The organism is Mycobacterium sp. NTMscope_MAC_12, assembly GCF_976985675.1.
In genome coordinates this window covers 689000-706060 of sequence record NZ_CDRJYY010000001.1, presented here as the reverse complement: position 1 = coordinate 706060, position 17061 = coordinate 689000, and the positions used below count along the sequence as shown (strand labels likewise).

Genomic DNA, 17061 nt, shown 5'->3' with positions numbered 1-17061 from the left:
CAGTTCCACATCGTTGCATGCTGTCGGCCGGTGCCAGGCAGCCCACAACCAGGTATAACCAGGCATGACCGATACCCCCGCTCCGCGTCCGGAGGCCCGCTACGGGCGTTCCCGGCTGTCGCGCATCCCCCGGCGATGGGTGATTGTCGCGCTGGGTGTGCTGGTCGTTGCGGCCGGACTGGCCGTGGCCGCGATCGGTTACCACCGGTTCGGCGCCAGTGACGTCAAGGGGACGCTGGCTGGTTACCGGGTGGTCGACGACCAGACGGCGTCGATCACGATCAGCGTGACCCGATCGGATCCGTCGCGGCCGGTGGACTGCATCGTGCGGGTCCGCGCCGCCGACGGCAGCGAGACGGGACGGCGCGAGCTGCTGGTCCCGCCGTCCGACGCGGCCACGGTGCAAGTGACGACGACGGTCAAATCCTCCGAGCCGCCGGCGGTCGCCGACATCTATGGCTGCGGCACCGATGTGCCCGCCTACCTGCGCCCGTCCTGACCCTGCCATCGACCCCGAACAGCGAATATGGAGTCATCAACTGTTTGCGCGGTGGTAACATGGGTGAATGCACGGTTCCGGTTGGGACCGTGTTGCTGCATTAGCGGCCGTCAGCAGATCGGCGCCGCAGCACACGGGGATGGACCCGCACGCTTTCGACGGCGGAGTCAACAGGACTTACGCGAACTCGCGGAACAACATACGAGGAGCACGACGAGATGACGGACACTTCGGTGACCTGGCTGACCCAAGAGTCACATGACCGACTCAAGGCCGAGCTCGACCAGCTGATCGCGAATCGTCCGGTCATCGCCGCGGAGATCAACGACCGCCGCGAGGAGGGCGACCTGCGCGAAAACGGCGGCTACCACGCCGCCCGCGAAGAGCAGGGCCAGCAGGAGGCCCGGATTCGCCAGCTGCAGGATCTGCTCAACAACGCCAAGGTCGGCGAGGCGCCCAAGCAGTCCGGGGTGGCGCTGCCCGGATCGGTGGTGAAGGTCTACTACAACGGCGACAAGTCCGACACCGAGACGTTCCTCATCGCAACCCGCCAAGAAGGCGTCAACGACGGCAAGCTCGAGGTGTACTCGCCGAACTCACCGCTGGGCGGCGCCCTGATCGACGCCAAGGTCGGCGAGACCCGCAGCTACGTGGTGCCCAACGGCAACACCGTCGAGGTCACCCTCGTCAGCGCGGAGCCGTACCACTCCTGATCGCTTTCTCGCGAGCAGACGCAGAATCGCACTAAACGCGCGCAGCGCGTGCGATTCTGGCTCTGCTCGGCGTGCTAGGCCAGCGCCTGCTCGAGGTCGGCCAGCAGGTCGGCGGCGTCCTCGATGCCGACCGACAGCCGCACCAGGTCGTCGGGCACTTCCAATTGCGACCCCGCCGTCGACGCATGCGTCATCGCGCTGGGGTGCTCGATCAGCGACTCGACCCCACCCAGCGATTCGGCCAGGATGAACACCTTGGTGTTGGCGCACAGATCCCGGGCCGCTGCCCGGCCGCCCCGCATGCGCACCGACACCATGCCGCCGAACCCGCGCATCTGCCGCGCGGCGACCTCGTGCCCGGGGTGCGAGGGCAGACCGGGATACAGCACCGCGCTCACCGCGGGATGGCCGGCGAGGAATTCCGCTACGGCCGTGGCGTTTTCGCTGTGCCGCTGCATGCGCAGCACCAGGGTCTTCAGGCCGCGCATCGTCAGGTAGGCGTCGAACGGGCCGGGCACCGCGCCGGCCCCGTTCTGCAGAAAACCAAACGCGTCGTCCAGCTCCCGGTCGTTGGTGACCAGCGCGCCGCCCACCACGTCGGAATGTCCGCCAATGTATTTGGTGGTGGAGTGCAGCACGATGTCCGCCCCCAGCGTCAGCGGCTGCTGCAGCGCGGGGGAAGCAAACGTGTTGTCCACCAACACTTTCGCCGAATGCCGCGCGCCCAGATCCGCGATGGCGGCGATATCGGCGATGGACAGCAACGGGTTGGTCGGGGTTTCCACCCAGATCATCCGGGTTCGCGGCGTGATCGCGGCGGCGACGGCGTCCAGCTCGTGCAGCGCGACGGGCGTGTATTCGACGTTCCAGTGGGTGAAGACCTTGTCGATCAGCCGGAACGTGCCGCCGTAGGCGTCATTCGGGATCACCACGTGGTCGCCCGGCCTCAGCACTGCCCGCAGCGCGCAGTCGGTGGCGGCCATCCCCGAGGCGAACGCCCGCCCGTGGGCGCCCTCCTCGACGGCGGCCAGCGCGGCCTCCAGGGCGGCCCGGGTCGGGTTGCCGGTGCGCGCGTATTCGTACCCGCCCCGCAACGCGCCGACGCCGTCCTGGGCGAAGGTGCTGCTGGCGTAGATCGGGGCGTTGACAGCTCCGGTCGCCGGATCCGGCCGGTAGCCGGCGTGAATCGCTTTGGTGGCCGGCCCCGTGAACTCGGGGTGTCGGTTGCGGTCGTCGCTCATCGACGATCAGCCTAAGTGACCGGCGGCCTTTCGGCGCCGTCGATCGGCAGGCACACCGTCGTCATGATCTTGTCCGCCAACGTCTGACGCTTCGAATCCCACAGCGGGAAAAGGAAACCGATGAAGCAGATGACCGCGTCGATGAAGTGCGCCAGCGCGCGCACCACGGACATGCCGAAGCCGAGGGGTTGGCCGGTGATCTCGCTGACCACCTTGAACTTCATCACCGATTTGCCGACGCTCGACCCCGTCGTGCCCTGCTGGTAGCCGTAATTCCAGATCAGGTAGAACAGCCCGACGATCGACGCCAGCCACTGCGCCACCATGCCGATGGTCGAGTTCTGGGTGGCGCAGTACTGGTTGACGGCGTACTGCGTGACGTCGGTGATGCAGGCCGTCTGCTGCGTGGCGAGCAGGATCGCGGTGCCGATGCCGTGCACGACGACGTACGGGAGGATGTCGATGATGAAGGCCAGTGCGCGGGTGAGCCACGGCGTGTAGTCCTGCGTCGGCAAGGTGCGGATCGCCGGGCCCGGCGGTGGCGGCGCGTATCCGCCGGACGACGGTGGCGGCGGCGGGTAGGACCCCCCGGGCGCCGGAGGGACGGGTGGCGGCGGGGGATAGGACCCGCCGGCGGGCGCCGACGGCGGGGGCGGGAACTCCTGGCCACCGGACGGCGGCTGCTGCCCACCGGAGGGGCCGGGCGAGGAGGGAGGCGGCGGGTAAGCGCCGCCGGGCGGCGGTTGATCAGTCATGGGCAACCTTCCACTGCGGAACAGCTGGACGTCTCTAGCTGGACTGGCCGAATTACCGTACCTGAGCGTTTCACGGACGGGCGAGACGCACACCAGCCGGTCGCTACCGGCGCCCACTCAGTCCGCGAGGCCCGTCGGAGAGGAAGCCCAGCAGGTCATAGCGGGTGATCACGCCCACCGGTTTGCCCTCCTCGACCACCATCAACGCGTCCCAGTCGCGCAACGCCGTGCCCGCCGCGCTGACCAACTCCCCCGCGCCGATCATCGGCAGCGGCGGACTCATGTGCTGGGCGACCGCGTCGGCCAGTTTCGCGCGACCCTCGAACACGGCCGACAGCAGTTCGCGTTCGGAGACGCTGCCGGCGACCTCCCCCGCCATCACCGGCGGCTCGGCGCCGACCACCGGCATCTGGGACACCCCGTACTCGCGCAGGATGCCGATGGCGTCACGCACCGTTTCCGACGGGTGGGTGTGCACCAGGTCGGGCAGCGCGCCGGACTTGCGGCGCAGCACGTCGCCGACCCTGGACTGCTCGGTCGACCCGTCGAGGCGGCTGCGCAGGAACCCGTATGACGACATCCAGGCGTCGTTGAAGATCTTCGACATGTAGCCCCGCCCGCCGTCGGGCAGCAGCACCACGACGAGCGAGTCCGGTCCGGCTTCCTCGGCGACCCGCAGCGCGGCGACCACGGCCATCCCGCATGACCCGCCGACCAGCATCGCTTCCTCGCGGGCCAGGCGCCGGGTCATGTCGAACGAGTCGGAGTCGGACACCGCGATGATCTCGTCGGGCACCGTGCGGTCGTAGGCCTGCGGCCAGAAGTCCTCGCCGACGCCCTCGACCAGGTACGGCCGGCCGGTGCCGCCCGAATACACCGACCCCTCGGGGTCGGCGCCGATGATGCGCACGGCCCCGTTCGATATCTCTTTGAGGTAGCGGCCCGCGCCGGTGATCGTGCCGCCGGTGCCGATGCCGGCGACGAAATGGGTGACCTTGCCGTCGGTGTCGGCCCAGATCTCCGGGCCGGTGCTGGCGTAGTGGCTGGCCGGGCCCTCCGGGTTGGCGTACTGGTCCGGTTTCCACGCGCCGTCGATTTCGGTGACCAGCCGGTCGGAGACGCTGTAGTAGCTGTCCGGGTGCTCGGGTGGCACCGCCGTCGGGCACACCACGACCTCGGCGCCGTAGGCGATCAGCACGTTGCGCTTGTCCTCGCTGACCTTGTCGGGGCAGACGAACACGCACTTGTACCCGCGGTGCTGCGCGACCAGGGCCAGCCCGACGCCGGTGTTGCCCGACGTGGGTTCGACGATGGTGCCACCGGGCCGCAGCTGCCCGCTGGCCTCGGCGGCGTCGATCATCTTCACCGCGATGCGGTCCTTCGAGCTGCCGCCGGGGTTGAGGTATTCGACCTTGGCCGCCACGATGCCGGCACCGTCGGGAACGACGGAGTTCAGGCGCACCAGCGGCGTGCCGCCGATGAGGTCACTGATGTGCTGCGCGATCCGCATGCGTCACATCGTCTCAGGCGGTTTCACGCGGCGCACAACTGCGCCGCGAGTTTGGTGCGGCGGCGCTATTCGGTGGCCTCGCGGATGTAGTCACCGATCTGGCGCAGCGAGCGGATGGCCTCCGGCACCATCGGTGCGGCCAGCTGGAAGTCGTGGATCTGCCCGGGCCACACCCGCACCTCGGCCGGCACGCCGACCGCGGCCAGCCTGCTCGCCGCCAACCGCGCATCGTGCAGCAACACCTCCGAGCCCGACACGTGAATCAGCGTGCGCGGCAGGCCCGGTTTGATGTGATCGAGCGGCTCGTAGATCTCTTCGGGCTTGCCATTGACGTTGTTCTTCCCGGCCGCGCCGGCAACCAGCGCGGCGAGGGCGTCGAACGCCCCGGCGGAGAACATCGCGTCGGTGTCGATGTTGGGGTGGGCCTGCTTGGGTTCCTTCGCCAGCTGCAGCAGCGGCGAGATCGCCACCAGTGCCGCGGGCACTTCCTCTTCCTCCTGCAGGCGCTGCGCCAGTGTGAGCGCCAGGTAGCCGCCCGCGGAGTCGCCGGCCAGCACGATCTGGTCGGGTTGGTAGCCGCGCAGCCGCAACCACCGGTAGGCGTCGTGGCAGTCCTGGATCGCCATGCCGACCGAATTCTTGGGCAGCAGGCGGTAATTGACCACCAAGACGGGTGAATCGGCGAACTTGGAGAGGGCTTCGACGAGCCTGCCGTGGGAGTTCGCCCCACAGGTCAGGAACGCCCCGCCGTGGAGATAAACGACGATCCGGCGGCTGCCGTCGGCGGGAAGCACCCCGGGCGCGCGCACCAGCTGCGCCGACGCGTGCGGCAACGTCACCGTGTCGCGGACGGTGGCCGACGCCGGGATCAGCACCCGGGCGGTGAGGTCGATGAGACCCCACGGCCAGGGCAGGTTGGGGACGTGGCTGCCGACGGTCAGAATCGGCCGGATCGTCAGGCGTGACGTCAGGTTGGCCAGTCGCGCAGCAACGCTGGGACCGGATTCGAGGACCTCGACCGGCGCGCCGTCGCTGATCGCGAATTTGCGCGTCTGGGCGCGACGGGCTCTGAGGACATCATGGGCGCGAGCGGTGGTCTCGGGCGACCCCGATACCTTGCTAGGTGCGGTCATGCTCAAAACCTCCTACGCCGTTGTAGTGCGGTACAGCATGTGACGAGGCAGCCGAGCGTCTGGTTCAGACGTTTGCCATAGCGCTCAGCCATCCCCTTGTTCCCAGCTTGACAGCCATTGCTTAGTGCAACGTATGAAATTGCTGATTTGATACCAGTTTTGCTTCGCACCGTGATCACTTCGTTTTTTCGCAGCGACCGCGCAAACTCCGGAGCGGCCCTAAACTTGAAAGGGTGACCATTCGGGTGCCACGCCGTTCGGCGATCGCCCTGGCCACAGCGGGCGCGCTGGCCTCGACAGGAACCGCCTACCTGGGGGCGCGCAGTCTGTTGGTCGGCCAGGCATCCCACGCGCGCACCATCATCCCGAAGGCGTGGGACATCCCGCCCCGCGCCGACGGTGTGTACGCGCGTGGCGGCGGGCCGGTGGAACGGTGGCGCCGCGGCATGGCGGCCGACCTGCACCTGATGATCTTCGGCGATTCGACCGCCGCCGGCTACGGCTGCATGAGCGCCGAGGAGGTCCCGGGGGTGCGGATCGCGCGGGGCCTGGCCGAGCAGACCGGGAAGCGAATCCGGCTGAGCACCAAGGCCATCGTGGGCGCCACCTCGAAGGGCGTGTGTGGCCAAGTCGACGCGATGTTCGTGGCCGGCCCGCCGCCGGACGTGGCGGTCGTCATGGTCGGCGCCAACGACGTGACCGCGCTGAACGGGGTCAGCCAGTCGGCGCAACGGCTGGCGTTGGTCGTCCGCAAGCTGCGCGCCCGGGGCGCGGTGGTGATCGTCGGCACCTGCCCGGATCTGGGGTTCATCAGCGCCATTCCGCAACCACTGCGTTCGCTGGCGCACGAGCGTTGCCTGCAGCTTGCCCGCGCCCAGACCGCGGCGGTCCGCTCGGCCGGCGGCGTGCCGGTGCCGCTGGCGCAGCTGATGGCACCGCAATTCCGGGCCACACCCGACGCGATGTTCTCCGCCGACGGCTTCCACCCGTCGGCGCCCGCCTACGCGCTGGCCGCCGACGCGCTGCTGCTCGCCCTGTGCGACGCGCTGGGCGAGGAGGTGGAGCGCCCGCCGCTGAGCCCGCTGGCCGCGCCGGCGACGCCGGTGCTCGGGCAGCGCCACACGCGGGCCAGCGTGATGTCGCGGCTGTGGCGGCGTCCGGCACCCGGACCTGCCCCGTCTTCGTGCCCCGAGGTCGGCAGCGACTAGATTTGTCTTCGCCCGTCGGGGTGGACCCGCCGCCCGATGGTGAAGCGAGCCAGCCACATCTGTGGGATCTGCAGGGATCTGAAGGGAACCACCATGCCTGAAGCCGTCATTGTCTCAACTGCTCGCTCGCCGATCGGCCGCGCGATGAAGGGGTCGCTGGTCAACATGCGCCCCGACGACCTGACCGTCCAGATCGTGCGGGCCGCGCTGGACAAGGTGCCCGCCCTGAACCCGCACCAGATCGACGACCTGATCCTGGGCTGCGGGCAGCCCGCCGGCGAATCCGGCTACAACCTGGCGCGGGTCATCGCCGTGGAGCTCGGTTTCGACTTCCTGCCGGGCACCACCGTCAACCGGTACTGCTCGTCGTCGCTGCAGACCTCCCGGATGGCGTTCCACGCGATCAAGGCCGGTGAGGGCGACGCGTTCATCTCGGCGGGCGTGGAAACCGTGTCCCGCTTCGCCAAGGGCAGCGCCGACTCGTGGCCGGACACCAAGAACTCGCTGTTCGGTGAGGCCCAGGAGCGCTCCGCCGCCGCGGCCGAAGGCGCCGACGAGTGGCACGACCCCCGCGCCGACAACAACCTGCCCGACGTCTACATCGCCATGGGGCAGACCGCCGAAAACGTCGCCCTGCTGACCGGCATCAGCCGCGAAGACCAGGACCACTGGGGAGTGCGCAGCCAGAACCGCGCCGAGGAAGCGATCAAGAGCGGGTTCTTCGAGCGGGAGATCGCCCCGGTGACCCTGCCCGACGGCACCACGGTGAGCACCGATGACGGCCCCCGCCCCGGCACCACGTACGAGAAGATCAGCCAGCTCAAGCCGGTGTTCCGGCCCAACGGCACCGTGACGGCCGGCAACGCCTGCCCGCTCAACGACGGCGCGGCCGCGGTGGTGATCACCAGCGACACCAAGGCCAAGGAGCTCGGCCTCACGCCGCTGGCGCGGATCGTGTCCACCGGGGTCAGCGGCCTTTCGCCGGAGATCATGGGCCTGGGCCCGATCGAGGCGACCAAGAAGGCGCTGGCGCGGGCCAAGCTGTCCGTCGGCGACATCGACCTGTTCGAGATCAACGAGGCGTTCGCCGTCCAGGTGCTGGGTTCGGCCCGCGAGCTGGGCATCGACGAGGACAAGCTGAACGTGTCCGGTGGAGCGATCGCGCTGGGCCACCCGTTCGGCATGACCGGCGCCCGCATCGCCACCACGCTGCTCAACAACCTGCAGACGCACGACAAGACGTTCGGTCTGGAGACCATGTGCGTCGGCGGCGGCCAAGGCATGGCGATGGTGATCGAGCGACTGAGCTGAGCCGTTCACACTCGCGAGAGTGCAACTAGCGACTCGTTTTCCGACCGAGTGCAGGCGTCGACAGTTGCACTCTCGCGCACAAAAAACCGGCACGCCCATCGGCGTGCCGGTTTTTTGTGTGGCAGAGCTAATCGTTTTGTAGATAGCTGAGCAGACGCAGGATCTCGAGGTACAGCCAGACCAGCGTGACGGTCAGGCCCAGCGCGATGCCCCACGCCGCCTTGTCCGGTGCACCGGCGCGGACCATCTGGTCGGCCGCGTCGAAGTCGATCAGGAAGCTGAACGCCGCGATGCCGATTAACACCAGCGAGAAGATGATCGCCAGCGGGCCGCCGCTGCGCAGGCCCAGGCCGGCGCCGCCGCCGACACCGAACAGGGCCAGCACGAAGTTGCCCAGCATCAGGGCCAGCACGCCGAACAGCGCGGCGACCACCATGCGGGTGAACTTGGGCGTGACCCGAATGGCACCGGTCTTGTAGACCACCAACATGCCGAAGAACACCCCGAAGGTGCCCATCACGGCCTCCCCGATCAGGACGCCGGCGTTGGCGTTCGACACCGAGAAGTGGGCGAACACGAACGAAATCGCGCCCAGGAACAGGCCCTCGAGGACGGCGTAGCTGAGCACGATCGCCGGGCTGTCCTGCTTGCGACCGAAGGTCGCGACCAGCACCAGGCCCAGCCCGCCCAGCGCGCCGATCATGGTCAGCGGCATCGCGAGCGCGAGGTTCGACACCACCAAGAAGTAGGAGACCACGGCCGTGGCCGCCAGCACGGCCAGCGTGATGCCGGTCTTGGTGACGACGTCGTCGATGGTCAGCGGACGCGAAGCCCTGGTCTCCTGGTACGGAGCCTGGTAGGGAGCCGCATAGGGGTCGGCCTGGTAGCCCTGCATGGGGGCCGCGCCAGTGCCGAATTGCGCGTATCCGCCCCTCTGCTTAGGCAGCGAACGAAATACCGGGTTGCTTGTCTCCCGCACCGTCGGATCCTCTCTTATTGGCTTCGAGCTGTGCGAACACACTCTCAACGATCAGCGGCCCACGCTGGTTCCCAGCCGAGCTGGGCATTTTGTGGAGGTCTAGCGCCTAGGAAGGCCTACGCCGTTGCCGTCGCGTTAAAGATAACCCTTACCCGCGCATACCGGGCCGGTCGCGACGATCTAGATTTCTTCCTCGAGGCTGGACCGGCTCGAGGGAGGCTGCGTGACCGACGGATCCGATGAGGTTCTCACCGAGGTTGACGGGAGCGTCGGCTTGATCACGCTCAACCGCCCCAAGGCGATCAACTCGCTGAACCAGCAGATGGTGGACGATCTAACCGCCATCCTCACCGGCTGGGCGGACGACGACGCGGTGCGCGCGGTGGTGCTGTCCGGCGCCGGTGAACGCGGACTGTGCGCGGGCGGCGACGTGGTGTCGATCTACCACAGCGCACGCAAGGACGGCGTCGAGGCGCGACGCTTCTGGCGCGACGAATATCTGCTCAACGCCCGCATCGCGGAGTTCCCCAAGCCGTACGTCGCGGTGATGGACGGCATCGTGATGGGTGGCGGCGTGGGCGTCAGCGCGCACGCGAACACCCGGGTGGTGACCGACACCTCCAAGATCGCCATGCCGGAGGTCGGCATCGGCTTCATCCCGGACGTCGGCGGGGTTTACCTGCTCTCGCGCGCGCCCGGCGGGCTGGGCCTGCACGCCGCGCTGACCGGGGCGCCGTTTTCCGGAGCCGACGCCATCGCCATGGGCTTCGCCGACCACTACCTGCCGCACGGGGACGTCGAGGCGTTCCGCCGGGCCATCGTCAGCGACGGCGTCGAGAACGCGCTCGCCAAATACACCGTCGAACCGCCACCGAGCGAACTTGCGGCACAACGTGATTGGATCGACGACTGCTTCGCGCGTGACACCGTGGAGGACATCGTCGCGGCCCTTCGGGGCCACGACGCGGGCCCGGCGAACGATGCCGCCAACCTGATCGCCACCCGCTCCCCCATCGCGTTGTCGGTGACGCTGGAGGCGGTACGCCGCGCGGCCAAGCTGCAAACGCTCAAAGACGTTCTCGTTCAGGACTATCGGGTGTCCTCGGCGTCGTTGCGCTCACACGACCTGGTCGAGGGCATTCGCGCCCAGCTGATCGACAAGGATCGCAATCCGACGTGGTCGCCGGCGCAGCTGGCCGCCGTCACGGCAGCCGACGTCGAGGCGTACTTCGCCCCGGTCGACGACGACCTGAGTTTCTAGAAAGGCGGTTTGGAATGACGGGCGCACCCTCCAAGAACTACGAGACCATCCTCGTCGAGCGCGATGAGCGTGTCGGCATCATCACCCTGAACCGGCCGAAGGCCCTCAACGCGCTGAATACCCAGGTGATGAACGAGGTCACCAGTGCGGCAGCGGATTTCGATGACGACCCCGGCATCGGGGCCATCATCATCACCGGCTCGGCCAAGGCGTTCGCCGCCGGCGCCGACATCAAGGAGATGGCCGACCTGACGTTCGCCGATGCCTTCGGCGCCGACTTCTTCGCCCCCTGGGGCAAACTCGCCGACGTCCGCACCCCGACGATCGCCGCCGTGGCCGGGCACGCGCTGGGCGGCGGCTGCGAACTGGCCATGATGTGCGACGTGCTGATCGCCGCCGACACAGCGAAATTCGGCCAGCCCGAGATCAAACTCGGTGTGCTGCCCGGCATGGGCGGCTCGCAGCGCCTGACCCGCGCCATCGGCAAGGCCAAGGCCATGGACCTCATCCTGACCGGGCGCACCATCGACGCGGCCGAAGCCGAACGCAGCGGCCTGGTTTCGCGCGTGGTGCCCGCCGACGACCTGCTGACCGAGGCCAAGGCCGTCGCGACCACCATTTCGCGGATGTCGCGGTCGGCGGCCAGGATGGCCAAAGAGGCCGTCAACCGTGCGTTCGAATCCACGCTGGCCGAGGGACTTCTCTACGAGCGCAGGCTGTTCCACTCGACCTTCGCGACCGAGGACCAGTCCGAGGGGATGGCGGCCTTCGTCGAGAAGCGCGCGCCGAACTTCACCCACCGCTAGGACGCCTCCATGAGCGAACCGGGCTCCGCGACGAACATCGACGCCGCCGCCTTGCCGGCGGACGACGCCGAGGAGTCGGCGAGCGCCGGCCCCGAAGCCGCACCCGTACCGGCGCCCGCACCGCGGGCCGGGCGCGCCGCGCCCACCCTGCCGTGGACCGAAAAGCCTTGGTGGGTACGACATTACACGTTCACCGGCACCACGGTCGGCCTGATCTTCATCTGGCTTTCGCTGACCCCCTCGCTGCTGCCGCGCGGCCCGTTGTTCCAGGGGCTGGTCAGCGGGCTCTCCGGCGCCATCGGCTATGGGCTGGGCGTCTTTTCGGTCTGGTTGGTGCGGTTCATGCGGGAAAAGGATGACAGCCCGCCGCCGCCGCGCTGGGCATGGAAGGTCTTGATCCCGATCGGCGTGGTCGGCCAGGTACTCATGGCGATCTGGTTCCACGTGTGGCAGGACGACGTGCGCGACCTGATGGGCGTAGCGCACCTGCAGTGGTACGACTACCCGCTGTCGGGAGTCTTATCGCTGGTCGTGCTGTTCACGGCGGTCGAGATAGGTCAGTTCACCCGGTGGTTGGTCCGCTTCCTGGTCAATCAGGTGGACCGGTTCGTACCGTTTCGGCTCTCGGCAACCATCGTGGTCGTCGTATTGGTCGTGCTGACCATCACCGTGCTCAACGGCGTCGTGCTCAAGTTCGCGATGCGCACCATGAACAACACCTTCGCCGCGACCAACAACGAGATGAACCCGGACAGCGCGCCGCCGAAGACCCCGCTGCGTTCCGGCGGTCCCGAGTCGCTGGTGTCATGGGAATCCCTTGGCCATCAAGGGCGCGTCTTCATCGAGGGCGGTCCCAAGCTCGACGACCTGACCAAGTTCAACGGCGCCCCGGCGACCGAACCGATCCGCGCCTACGCCGGGCTGAACTCCGCCGACGGCATCACCGCGACCGCCGAGCTCACCGCGCGCGAGCTGCAGCGCACCGGCGGGCTGCGGCGCGCCGTCGTCGCGGTCGCGACCACCACCGGCACCGGCTGGATCAACGAGGCGGAGGCCAGCGCGCTCGAGTACATGTACAACGGCAACACCGCGATCGTCACCATGCAGTATTCGTTCCTGCCGAGCTGGCTGTCGTTTCTGGTGGACAAGGAGAACGCCCGGCACGCCGGCCAGGCGCTGTTCGAGGCCGTCGACCGCCTGATCCGGCAGATGCCGGAAGGGCAACGCCCCAAGCTGGTGGTGTTCGGTGAGAGCCTCGGCTCGTTCGGCGGCGAGGCGTCCTTCATGAGCCTGAACAACGTGCTCGCCCGCACCGACGGCGCCCTGTTCAGCGGGCCGACGTTCCAAAACACCATCTGGACCGATCTGACCTCGACGCGTGACCCCGGCTCCCCCGAGTGGCTGCCGATCTACGACGACGGCCGCTACGTCCGCTTCGTGGCCCGCGCGGGCAACCTGGCGCGCCCCAAGGAACCGTGGGACCACCCGCGGGTGGTCTATCTGCAGCACGCCTCGGACCCGATCGCCTGGTGGACCCCGGACCTGGTGTTCAGCAAGCCCGACTGGTTGCGCGAGCGGCGCGGCTATGACGTGCTGCCCCAGACGCGCTGGATCCCGGTCGTCACATTCCTACAGGTGTCGGCCGACATGGCCGTCGCGGTGGACGTCCCCGACGGCCACGGCCACCGCTACGTCGCCGACGTCGCCGACGGGTGGGCGGCGGTGCTGTCGCCGCCCGGGTGGACGCCGGAGAAGACGGCCCGGCTGCGGCCGCTGCTGCACGCCGGCGACTAGCCGGGTGGGCCGGGAACCGGCAGGGACGTCGGCTCAGGCGTCGGCCAGCCTTTTCACTAACTGTTGAAATGATATCGTTCGCACGTGTCGCCACCTGGGGAAATGCAGAAGCGGCGCGGTAGACGCCAAGGCGAACCGGTATCGCGCGACGCGGTCCTTCGCGCGGCGAAGCGGCAGTTCGCCGCGCATGGTTACGACAAGACGACGCTGCGCGCGATCGCCGACGATGCGCGGGTAGATCCCTCGATGGTGCTCTATCTCTTCGGCTCCAAGGCGGCGTTGTTTCGCGAGTCGATGAAGTTGGTGCTGCCGTCTGACCTGCTGACGAGTGAGATCGCGCAGAAAGACGACGATCTGGGCTGCCGCGTAGTGCGGGCCTACCTTGGCATCTGGGAGCAGCCCGACACGGCCGCGAGCATGGCGTCGATGGTGCAGTCGGCGACGTCGAACGGCGACGCCAACGACGCGTTTCGCGGGTTCCTGCACGACTATCTGCTCAGCGCGGTGTCCGGCGCTCTGGGCGGTGGAGATGAGGCGCGTCTGCGGGCGACGCTGGCGGCGACCAACCTCGTCGGCACTGGAATGCTGCGGTACGTCATGCGTGTGCCGCCACTGTCAGAGCTCGCGGTCGATGAGGTGGTCGGATTGGTGGGGCCAGCAGTGCATCGATTCCTCACCGCGCCCGCCGACGAGCTGGGGCTACACCTGGCGTCGCGATAACCCGCCGAGAAACTCTGCGGTCACGCCGACATGCCACACGAACCATCCCGCTAATTCAATCACTATTGAAATTTGCCAGCGGTCCCTCTACAGTTCTGCCAGGGGGCCGACGAACGGAGTCCTCATGTCACGCTTGGCCGCGAAAATCGTTGTCGCGACGGTCCTCGCCATCACCGCTGTAACCGCGACCGCATGCGTTCCCGCGGCCGGTGTCGAATCACCCGTCGGGGTTGCCGTTAACTAGTTTCGCGCGTTCCCTGACGCCGGGATCCGTCGCCACTACCGCCAAACGAGTCAACGACTCACGGCGGCTAGATCCAGCGGCGGCCGCCGGCACCCGTGTCCACCAACGCGGCGTTGGTCGCACCGCCGGCCAGTTGGGTGAGCACGCCGGCGCCGGCCAACGCGTGATAGCCGCCGATGACGTCGGTGGCGCGGTGCAGGCCGATGTCCAGCAGCGCGGCCGCGGCCAGGCTCGACGTGTAGCCCTCCGAGCACACGATCACCCATTCGACGTCGTCGCCGACGGCCTCGGGCAGTTTGGCCTCGCTGGTGGGGTCGCAGCGCCACTCCAGGACGTTGCGTTCGATCACCAGCGCGCCGGGTACCTCGCCCTCGCGGAGGCGCTGCGCCTCGGGCCGGATGTCGACGAGCACCGCGCCGCGCCGCAGCGCGTCGGGCACTTCGGCGGCGGGCAGGCGGCGATACCGGCGCCGGGCGGACCTCAGGACGACGTCGATGCGGCTCACGAAGATCCTTCCGGCTCGTCGGTCAGTTCGGTGCGTTGCCGGCGCAACGTGTTGCGATCGGTGATGTCGTAGTAGGACATCGCGGACAGGGGCGGCGAGTAAGCGTGCACGCTCAGGGTCGGCTGCTGCGCCGGCGCGGCGCTCGCGCCCGGCAGCCCCGTGACCGGCACGGTGACGGGCCGCGGCGCCCAGACCACGTCGTGCACCCAGCCCAGCGGGAACCCGGCCTGATCTCCGGCATCCAGCCGACGGCGGCGCAAAGCCCTTCCGTCCCAACGGTATTCGTTGAGTGAGCCGGACACGACGGTCAACGCGCCCAGCGACCCGCCGTGGTCGTGCAACTCGGTCGGATGGCCGGGCACCCAGCTGATCAGCCAGACGTCGAGTTCCTCGTCGCCGTGGATGCGGGTGAACCAGCGCTGCGACTCGGGGATGCCGCCCTCGGGCAGCAGGTGATCGCAGCGGCCGCTGAGCACGGCGTCGGCGGCGCGGTCGGTGGCGTGCAGAAGGTCGGGGACGCGCAGCCGGGTCGGGCCCGCCGACGGCGACGAGTGGGTTCGGGGGTGCGTGACCGCGGCGGCGACGGGCGCAGCCCCGGCGAGGGACACAGACATGGGGAGAACTCCAGAGCGAAAAAGGATCGGACAGGCGGCGGCGTGTTACGGCCGACAACACTCGCAAAATCCGAAGCGCTCCATCACGGCCGCCAGTGTTGCATAGATTGAGACCGTGCGCTGGCGCGGTGGTCGACCCCGGCGGCGGGGCGCGGTGGTGGCCGCGGCCCCCGTGGTCGCCGTCCTGGTGGCGGTCGTGGGCTGCTCGCACGGCGACCATCACGGTGCGCCGGCCTCGTCGGCGCGGCAATCGGACGTCGCCGGCGGCCCGGGTTCGGCGCCGGCGGACGCCATCGGCGTGTCCCCCGGCGGCGTGACGACCAGGGTCGATGTCCCCGCGCACTCGACCGAGGAGGAGTACTACCAGGCCTGTCACGCCGCAAAAGTGTGGATGGACGGCCAGCCCAAGACGGGTGCATCGCTGTTCGAGCCCTATTTGGCGATGCTGCAGGCGTCGCCATCGGGCACCCCGGGCAGCTGGAACGCCCCCTGGTCGACGTTGACCCCGGCCCGGCAGGCCGCCGTGATCGTCGCCGCGCGGGCGGCCGCCAACGACGAATGCGGGTAACGCCCCGCGCACGAACCTTCCCGCGCCGTAATTACGATCACGGCTGAAAAAAGTCCCCGCGCGGCCCACCGAGGGCCCGCGCCGCGCAAAATGGTGGGGTGCCTGACGAACTTCCGCGTCGCTCGGCACCGACTCGGGTAGCACTGGCGCTCGGCAGCGGTGGCGCCCGCGGCTACGCCCACGTCGGGGTGATCGAGGCGCTGCGAGCACGCGGCTACGACATCGTCGGCATCTCCGGCTCGTCGATGGGCGCGCTGGTCGGCGGCCTGCACGCGGCCGGACGGCTCGACGAGTTCTCCGAGTGGGCGAAGTCCCTGACCCAGCGGACCATTCTGCGGCTGCTGGACCCGTCCATCAGCGCGGCGGGCGTGATGCGGGCCGGGAAGATCCTGGACGCGGTGCGCGACATCCTGGGCCCGGTCGCCATCGAAGACCTGCGGATCCCCTTCACCGCGGTGGCGACCGACCTGTTGGCGGGCAAGTCGGTGTGGTTTCAGCGCGGTCCGCTCGACGAGGCGATCCGGGCGTCCATCGCCATCCCGGGGGTGATCGCGCCGCACGCGGTCGACGGGCGGCTTTTGGCCGACGGCGGGATCCTGGATCCGCTGCCGATGGCACCGCTCTCGGCCGTCAACGCCGACCTGACCATCGCGGTGAGCCTGTCCGGCAGCGAGGCGATCACCACCCGCGAAGCCGAGCCGGGGGCCACCGTCGAATGGTTGACCCGCATGGTGCGCAGTACCTCCGCGCTGCTCGACACGGCCGCCGCCCGCTCGCTGCTCGACCGGCCGACCGCCCGGGCGGTGCTGAGCAGGCTGGGTGGGCCCGGCGGCGAGCCGGAGGACTGGCCGGACCATCCCGATGAGCAGCAGCCCGCGGCCGACGTTGACGCCGGCGAACTGGCCGCCGCGGTGTCCGACGTGCCGAAGTTGGGCAGCTTCGAGGTGATGAACCGGACGATCGACATCGCCCAGGCCGCGCTGTCGCGCCATACCCTGGCGGTCTACCCGCCCGACCTGCTCATCGAGGTTCCGCGGTCGACGTGCCGGGCTTTGGAGTTTCACCGGGCGGTGGAGGTGATCGCCGCCGGCCGGGCGCTTGCCGACGACGCCCTGGACTCGCTGGAAGCCGGGGGCGACGAGGCCGTCCCGCCCGCGCTCGACCGCTAAGGCACGCTAAAGGTATTGCGCGGCAGGCCAA

General features: G+C 68.9%; 17 protein-coding genes. 10 read left to right on the top strand and 7 right to left on the bottom strand.

What is annotated here, in order from left to right:
* Positions 1 to 64: 64 nt before the first annotated feature.
* Together AC0KS4_RS03450 and greA are read left to right on the top strand one after the other, a co-directional pair.
* Positions 65 to 499 (top strand): DUF4307 domain-containing protein, encoded by a 435-nt coding sequence (locus tag AC0KS4_RS03450; RefSeq protein WP_238958198.1) that lies wholly within the window; start codon positions 65 to 67, stop codon positions 497 to 499.
* A 218-nt stretch (positions 500 to 717) separates the two neighbouring features.
* On the top strand, positions 718 to 1212 hold the full coding sequence (gene greA / locus AC0KS4_RS03445; RefSeq protein WP_007168983.1) for a transcription elongation factor GreA: 495 nt from the start codon (positions 718 to 720) through the stop codon (positions 1210 to 1212).
* Positions 1213 to 1286: 74 nt separating this feature from the next.
* On the opposite strand, the gene AC0KS4_RS03440 is transcribed toward greA, so the two are convergent.
* The 4 genes from AC0KS4_RS03440 to AC0KS4_RS03425 form a co-directional block, all read right to left on the bottom strand.
* Positions 1287 to 2453 (bottom strand): cystathionine gamma-synthase, encoded by a 1167-nt coding sequence (locus tag AC0KS4_RS03440; protein ID WP_238958199.1) that lies wholly within the window; start codon positions 2451 to 2453, stop codon positions 1287 to 1289.
* 11 nt (positions 2454 to 2464) lie between these two features.
* Entirely contained in the window at positions 2465 to 3208 is a 744-nt protein-coding gene (locus AC0KS4_RS03435; protein ID WP_238958200.1) for an RDD family protein, read from the bottom strand.
* A gap of 103 nt (positions 3209 to 3311) precedes the next feature.
* Positions 3312 to 4718 carry a cystathionine beta-synthase gene (locus AC0KS4_RS03430; protein WP_238958201.1) on the bottom strand — a complete coding sequence of 469 codons (1407 nt, stop codon included), beginning with the start codon at positions 4716 to 4718 and terminating at the stop codon, positions 3312 to 3314.
* Between the two features lie 65 nt (positions 4719 to 4783).
* Positions 4784 to 5851 carry an alpha/beta hydrolase gene (locus AC0KS4_RS03425; RefSeq protein WP_238958202.1) on the bottom strand — a complete coding sequence of 356 codons (1068 nt, stop codon included), beginning with the start codon at positions 5849 to 5851 and terminating at the stop codon, positions 4784 to 4786.
* A 245-nt stretch (positions 5852 to 6096) separates the two neighbouring features.
* Here AC0KS4_RS03425 and AC0KS4_RS03420 point away from each other — a divergent pair, with 245 nt between their 5' ends.
* Both AC0KS4_RS03420 and AC0KS4_RS03415 read left to right on the top strand, forming a co-directional pair.
* A complete protein-coding gene (locus tag AC0KS4_RS03420) occupies positions 6097 to 7059 on the top strand; it encodes an SGNH/GDSL hydrolase family protein (protein WP_238958389.1) in 963 nt (320 codons plus the stop codon).
* A 93-nt stretch (positions 7060 to 7152) separates the two neighbouring features.
* Entirely contained in the window at positions 7153 to 8370 is a 1218-nt protein-coding gene (locus AC0KS4_RS03415) for an acetyl-CoA C-acetyltransferase (RefSeq protein ID WP_225330498.1), read from the top strand.
* Between the two features lie 127 nt (positions 8371 to 8497).
* Here the strand turns inward: AC0KS4_RS03415 and AC0KS4_RS03410 are convergent, their stop codons facing one another.
* The gene (locus tag AC0KS4_RS03410; protein WP_225329619.1) at positions 8498 to 9349 is read right to left on the bottom strand and encodes a Bax inhibitor-1/YccA family protein; all 852 of its coding nucleotides are present in this window, start codon (positions 9347 to 9349) and stop codon (positions 8498 to 8500) included.
* 223 nt (positions 9350 to 9572) lie between these two features.
* On the opposite strand from AC0KS4_RS03410, the gene AC0KS4_RS03405 reads away from it, so the two are divergent.
* From AC0KS4_RS03405 to AC0KS4_RS03390, 4 genes are all read left to right on the top strand, one after another.
* The gene (locus AC0KS4_RS03405; protein WP_225329618.1) at positions 9573 to 10610 is read left to right on the top strand and encodes an enoyl-CoA hydratase/isomerase family protein; all 1038 of its coding nucleotides are present in this window, start codon (positions 9573 to 9575) and stop codon (positions 10608 to 10610) included.
* 14 nt (positions 10611 to 10624) lie between these two features.
* Positions 10625 to 11416, top strand: coding sequence for an enoyl-CoA hydratase (locus AC0KS4_RS03400; RefSeq protein ID WP_225329617.1), 792 nt, complete (start codon positions 10625 to 10627; stop codon positions 11414 to 11416).
* A 9-nt stretch (positions 11417 to 11425) separates the two neighbouring features.
* Positions 11426 to 13210 (top strand): alpha/beta hydrolase, encoded by a 1785-nt coding sequence (locus AC0KS4_RS03395; RefSeq protein WP_225329616.1) that lies wholly within the window; start codon positions 11426 to 11428, stop codon positions 13208 to 13210.
* A 102-nt stretch (positions 13211 to 13312) separates the two neighbouring features.
* A complete protein-coding gene (locus tag AC0KS4_RS03390) occupies positions 13313 to 13930 on the top strand; it encodes a TetR/AcrR family transcriptional regulator (RefSeq protein WP_225329622.1) in 618 nt (205 codons plus the stop codon).
* Between the two features lie 311 nt (positions 13931 to 14241).
* Here AC0KS4_RS03390 and AC0KS4_RS03385 read toward each other — a convergent pair whose 3' ends face one another.
* The gene (locus AC0KS4_RS03385; RefSeq protein WP_238958203.1) at positions 14242 to 14679 is read right to left on the bottom strand and encodes a rhodanese-like domain-containing protein; all 438 of its coding nucleotides are present in this window, start codon (positions 14677 to 14679) and stop codon (positions 14242 to 14244) included.
* Entirely contained in the window at positions 14676 to 15293 is a 618-nt protein-coding gene (locus AC0KS4_RS03380; RefSeq protein WP_225329614.1) for a cupin domain-containing protein, read from the bottom strand. Before AC0KS4_RS03380 ends, AC0KS4_RS03385 begins: the two co-directional genes overlap by 4 nt.
* A 115-nt stretch (positions 15294 to 15408) precedes the next feature.
* On the opposite strand from AC0KS4_RS03380, the gene AC0KS4_RS03375 reads away from it, so the two are divergent.
* Together AC0KS4_RS03375 and AC0KS4_RS03370 are read left to right on the top strand one after the other, a co-directional pair.
* Complete coding sequence (locus AC0KS4_RS03375; RefSeq protein ID WP_225329613.1) at positions 15409 to 15861, top strand: lipoprotein LpqV; 453 nt, start codon at positions 15409 to 15411, stop codon at positions 15859 to 15861.
* A 98-nt stretch (positions 15862 to 15959) separates the two neighbouring features.
* On the top strand, positions 15960 to 17030 hold the full coding sequence (locus tag AC0KS4_RS03370) for a patatin-like phospholipase family protein (protein WP_225329612.1): 1071 nt from the start codon (positions 15960 to 15962) through the stop codon (positions 17028 to 17030).
* Positions 17031 to 17061 lie beyond the last annotated feature (31 nt).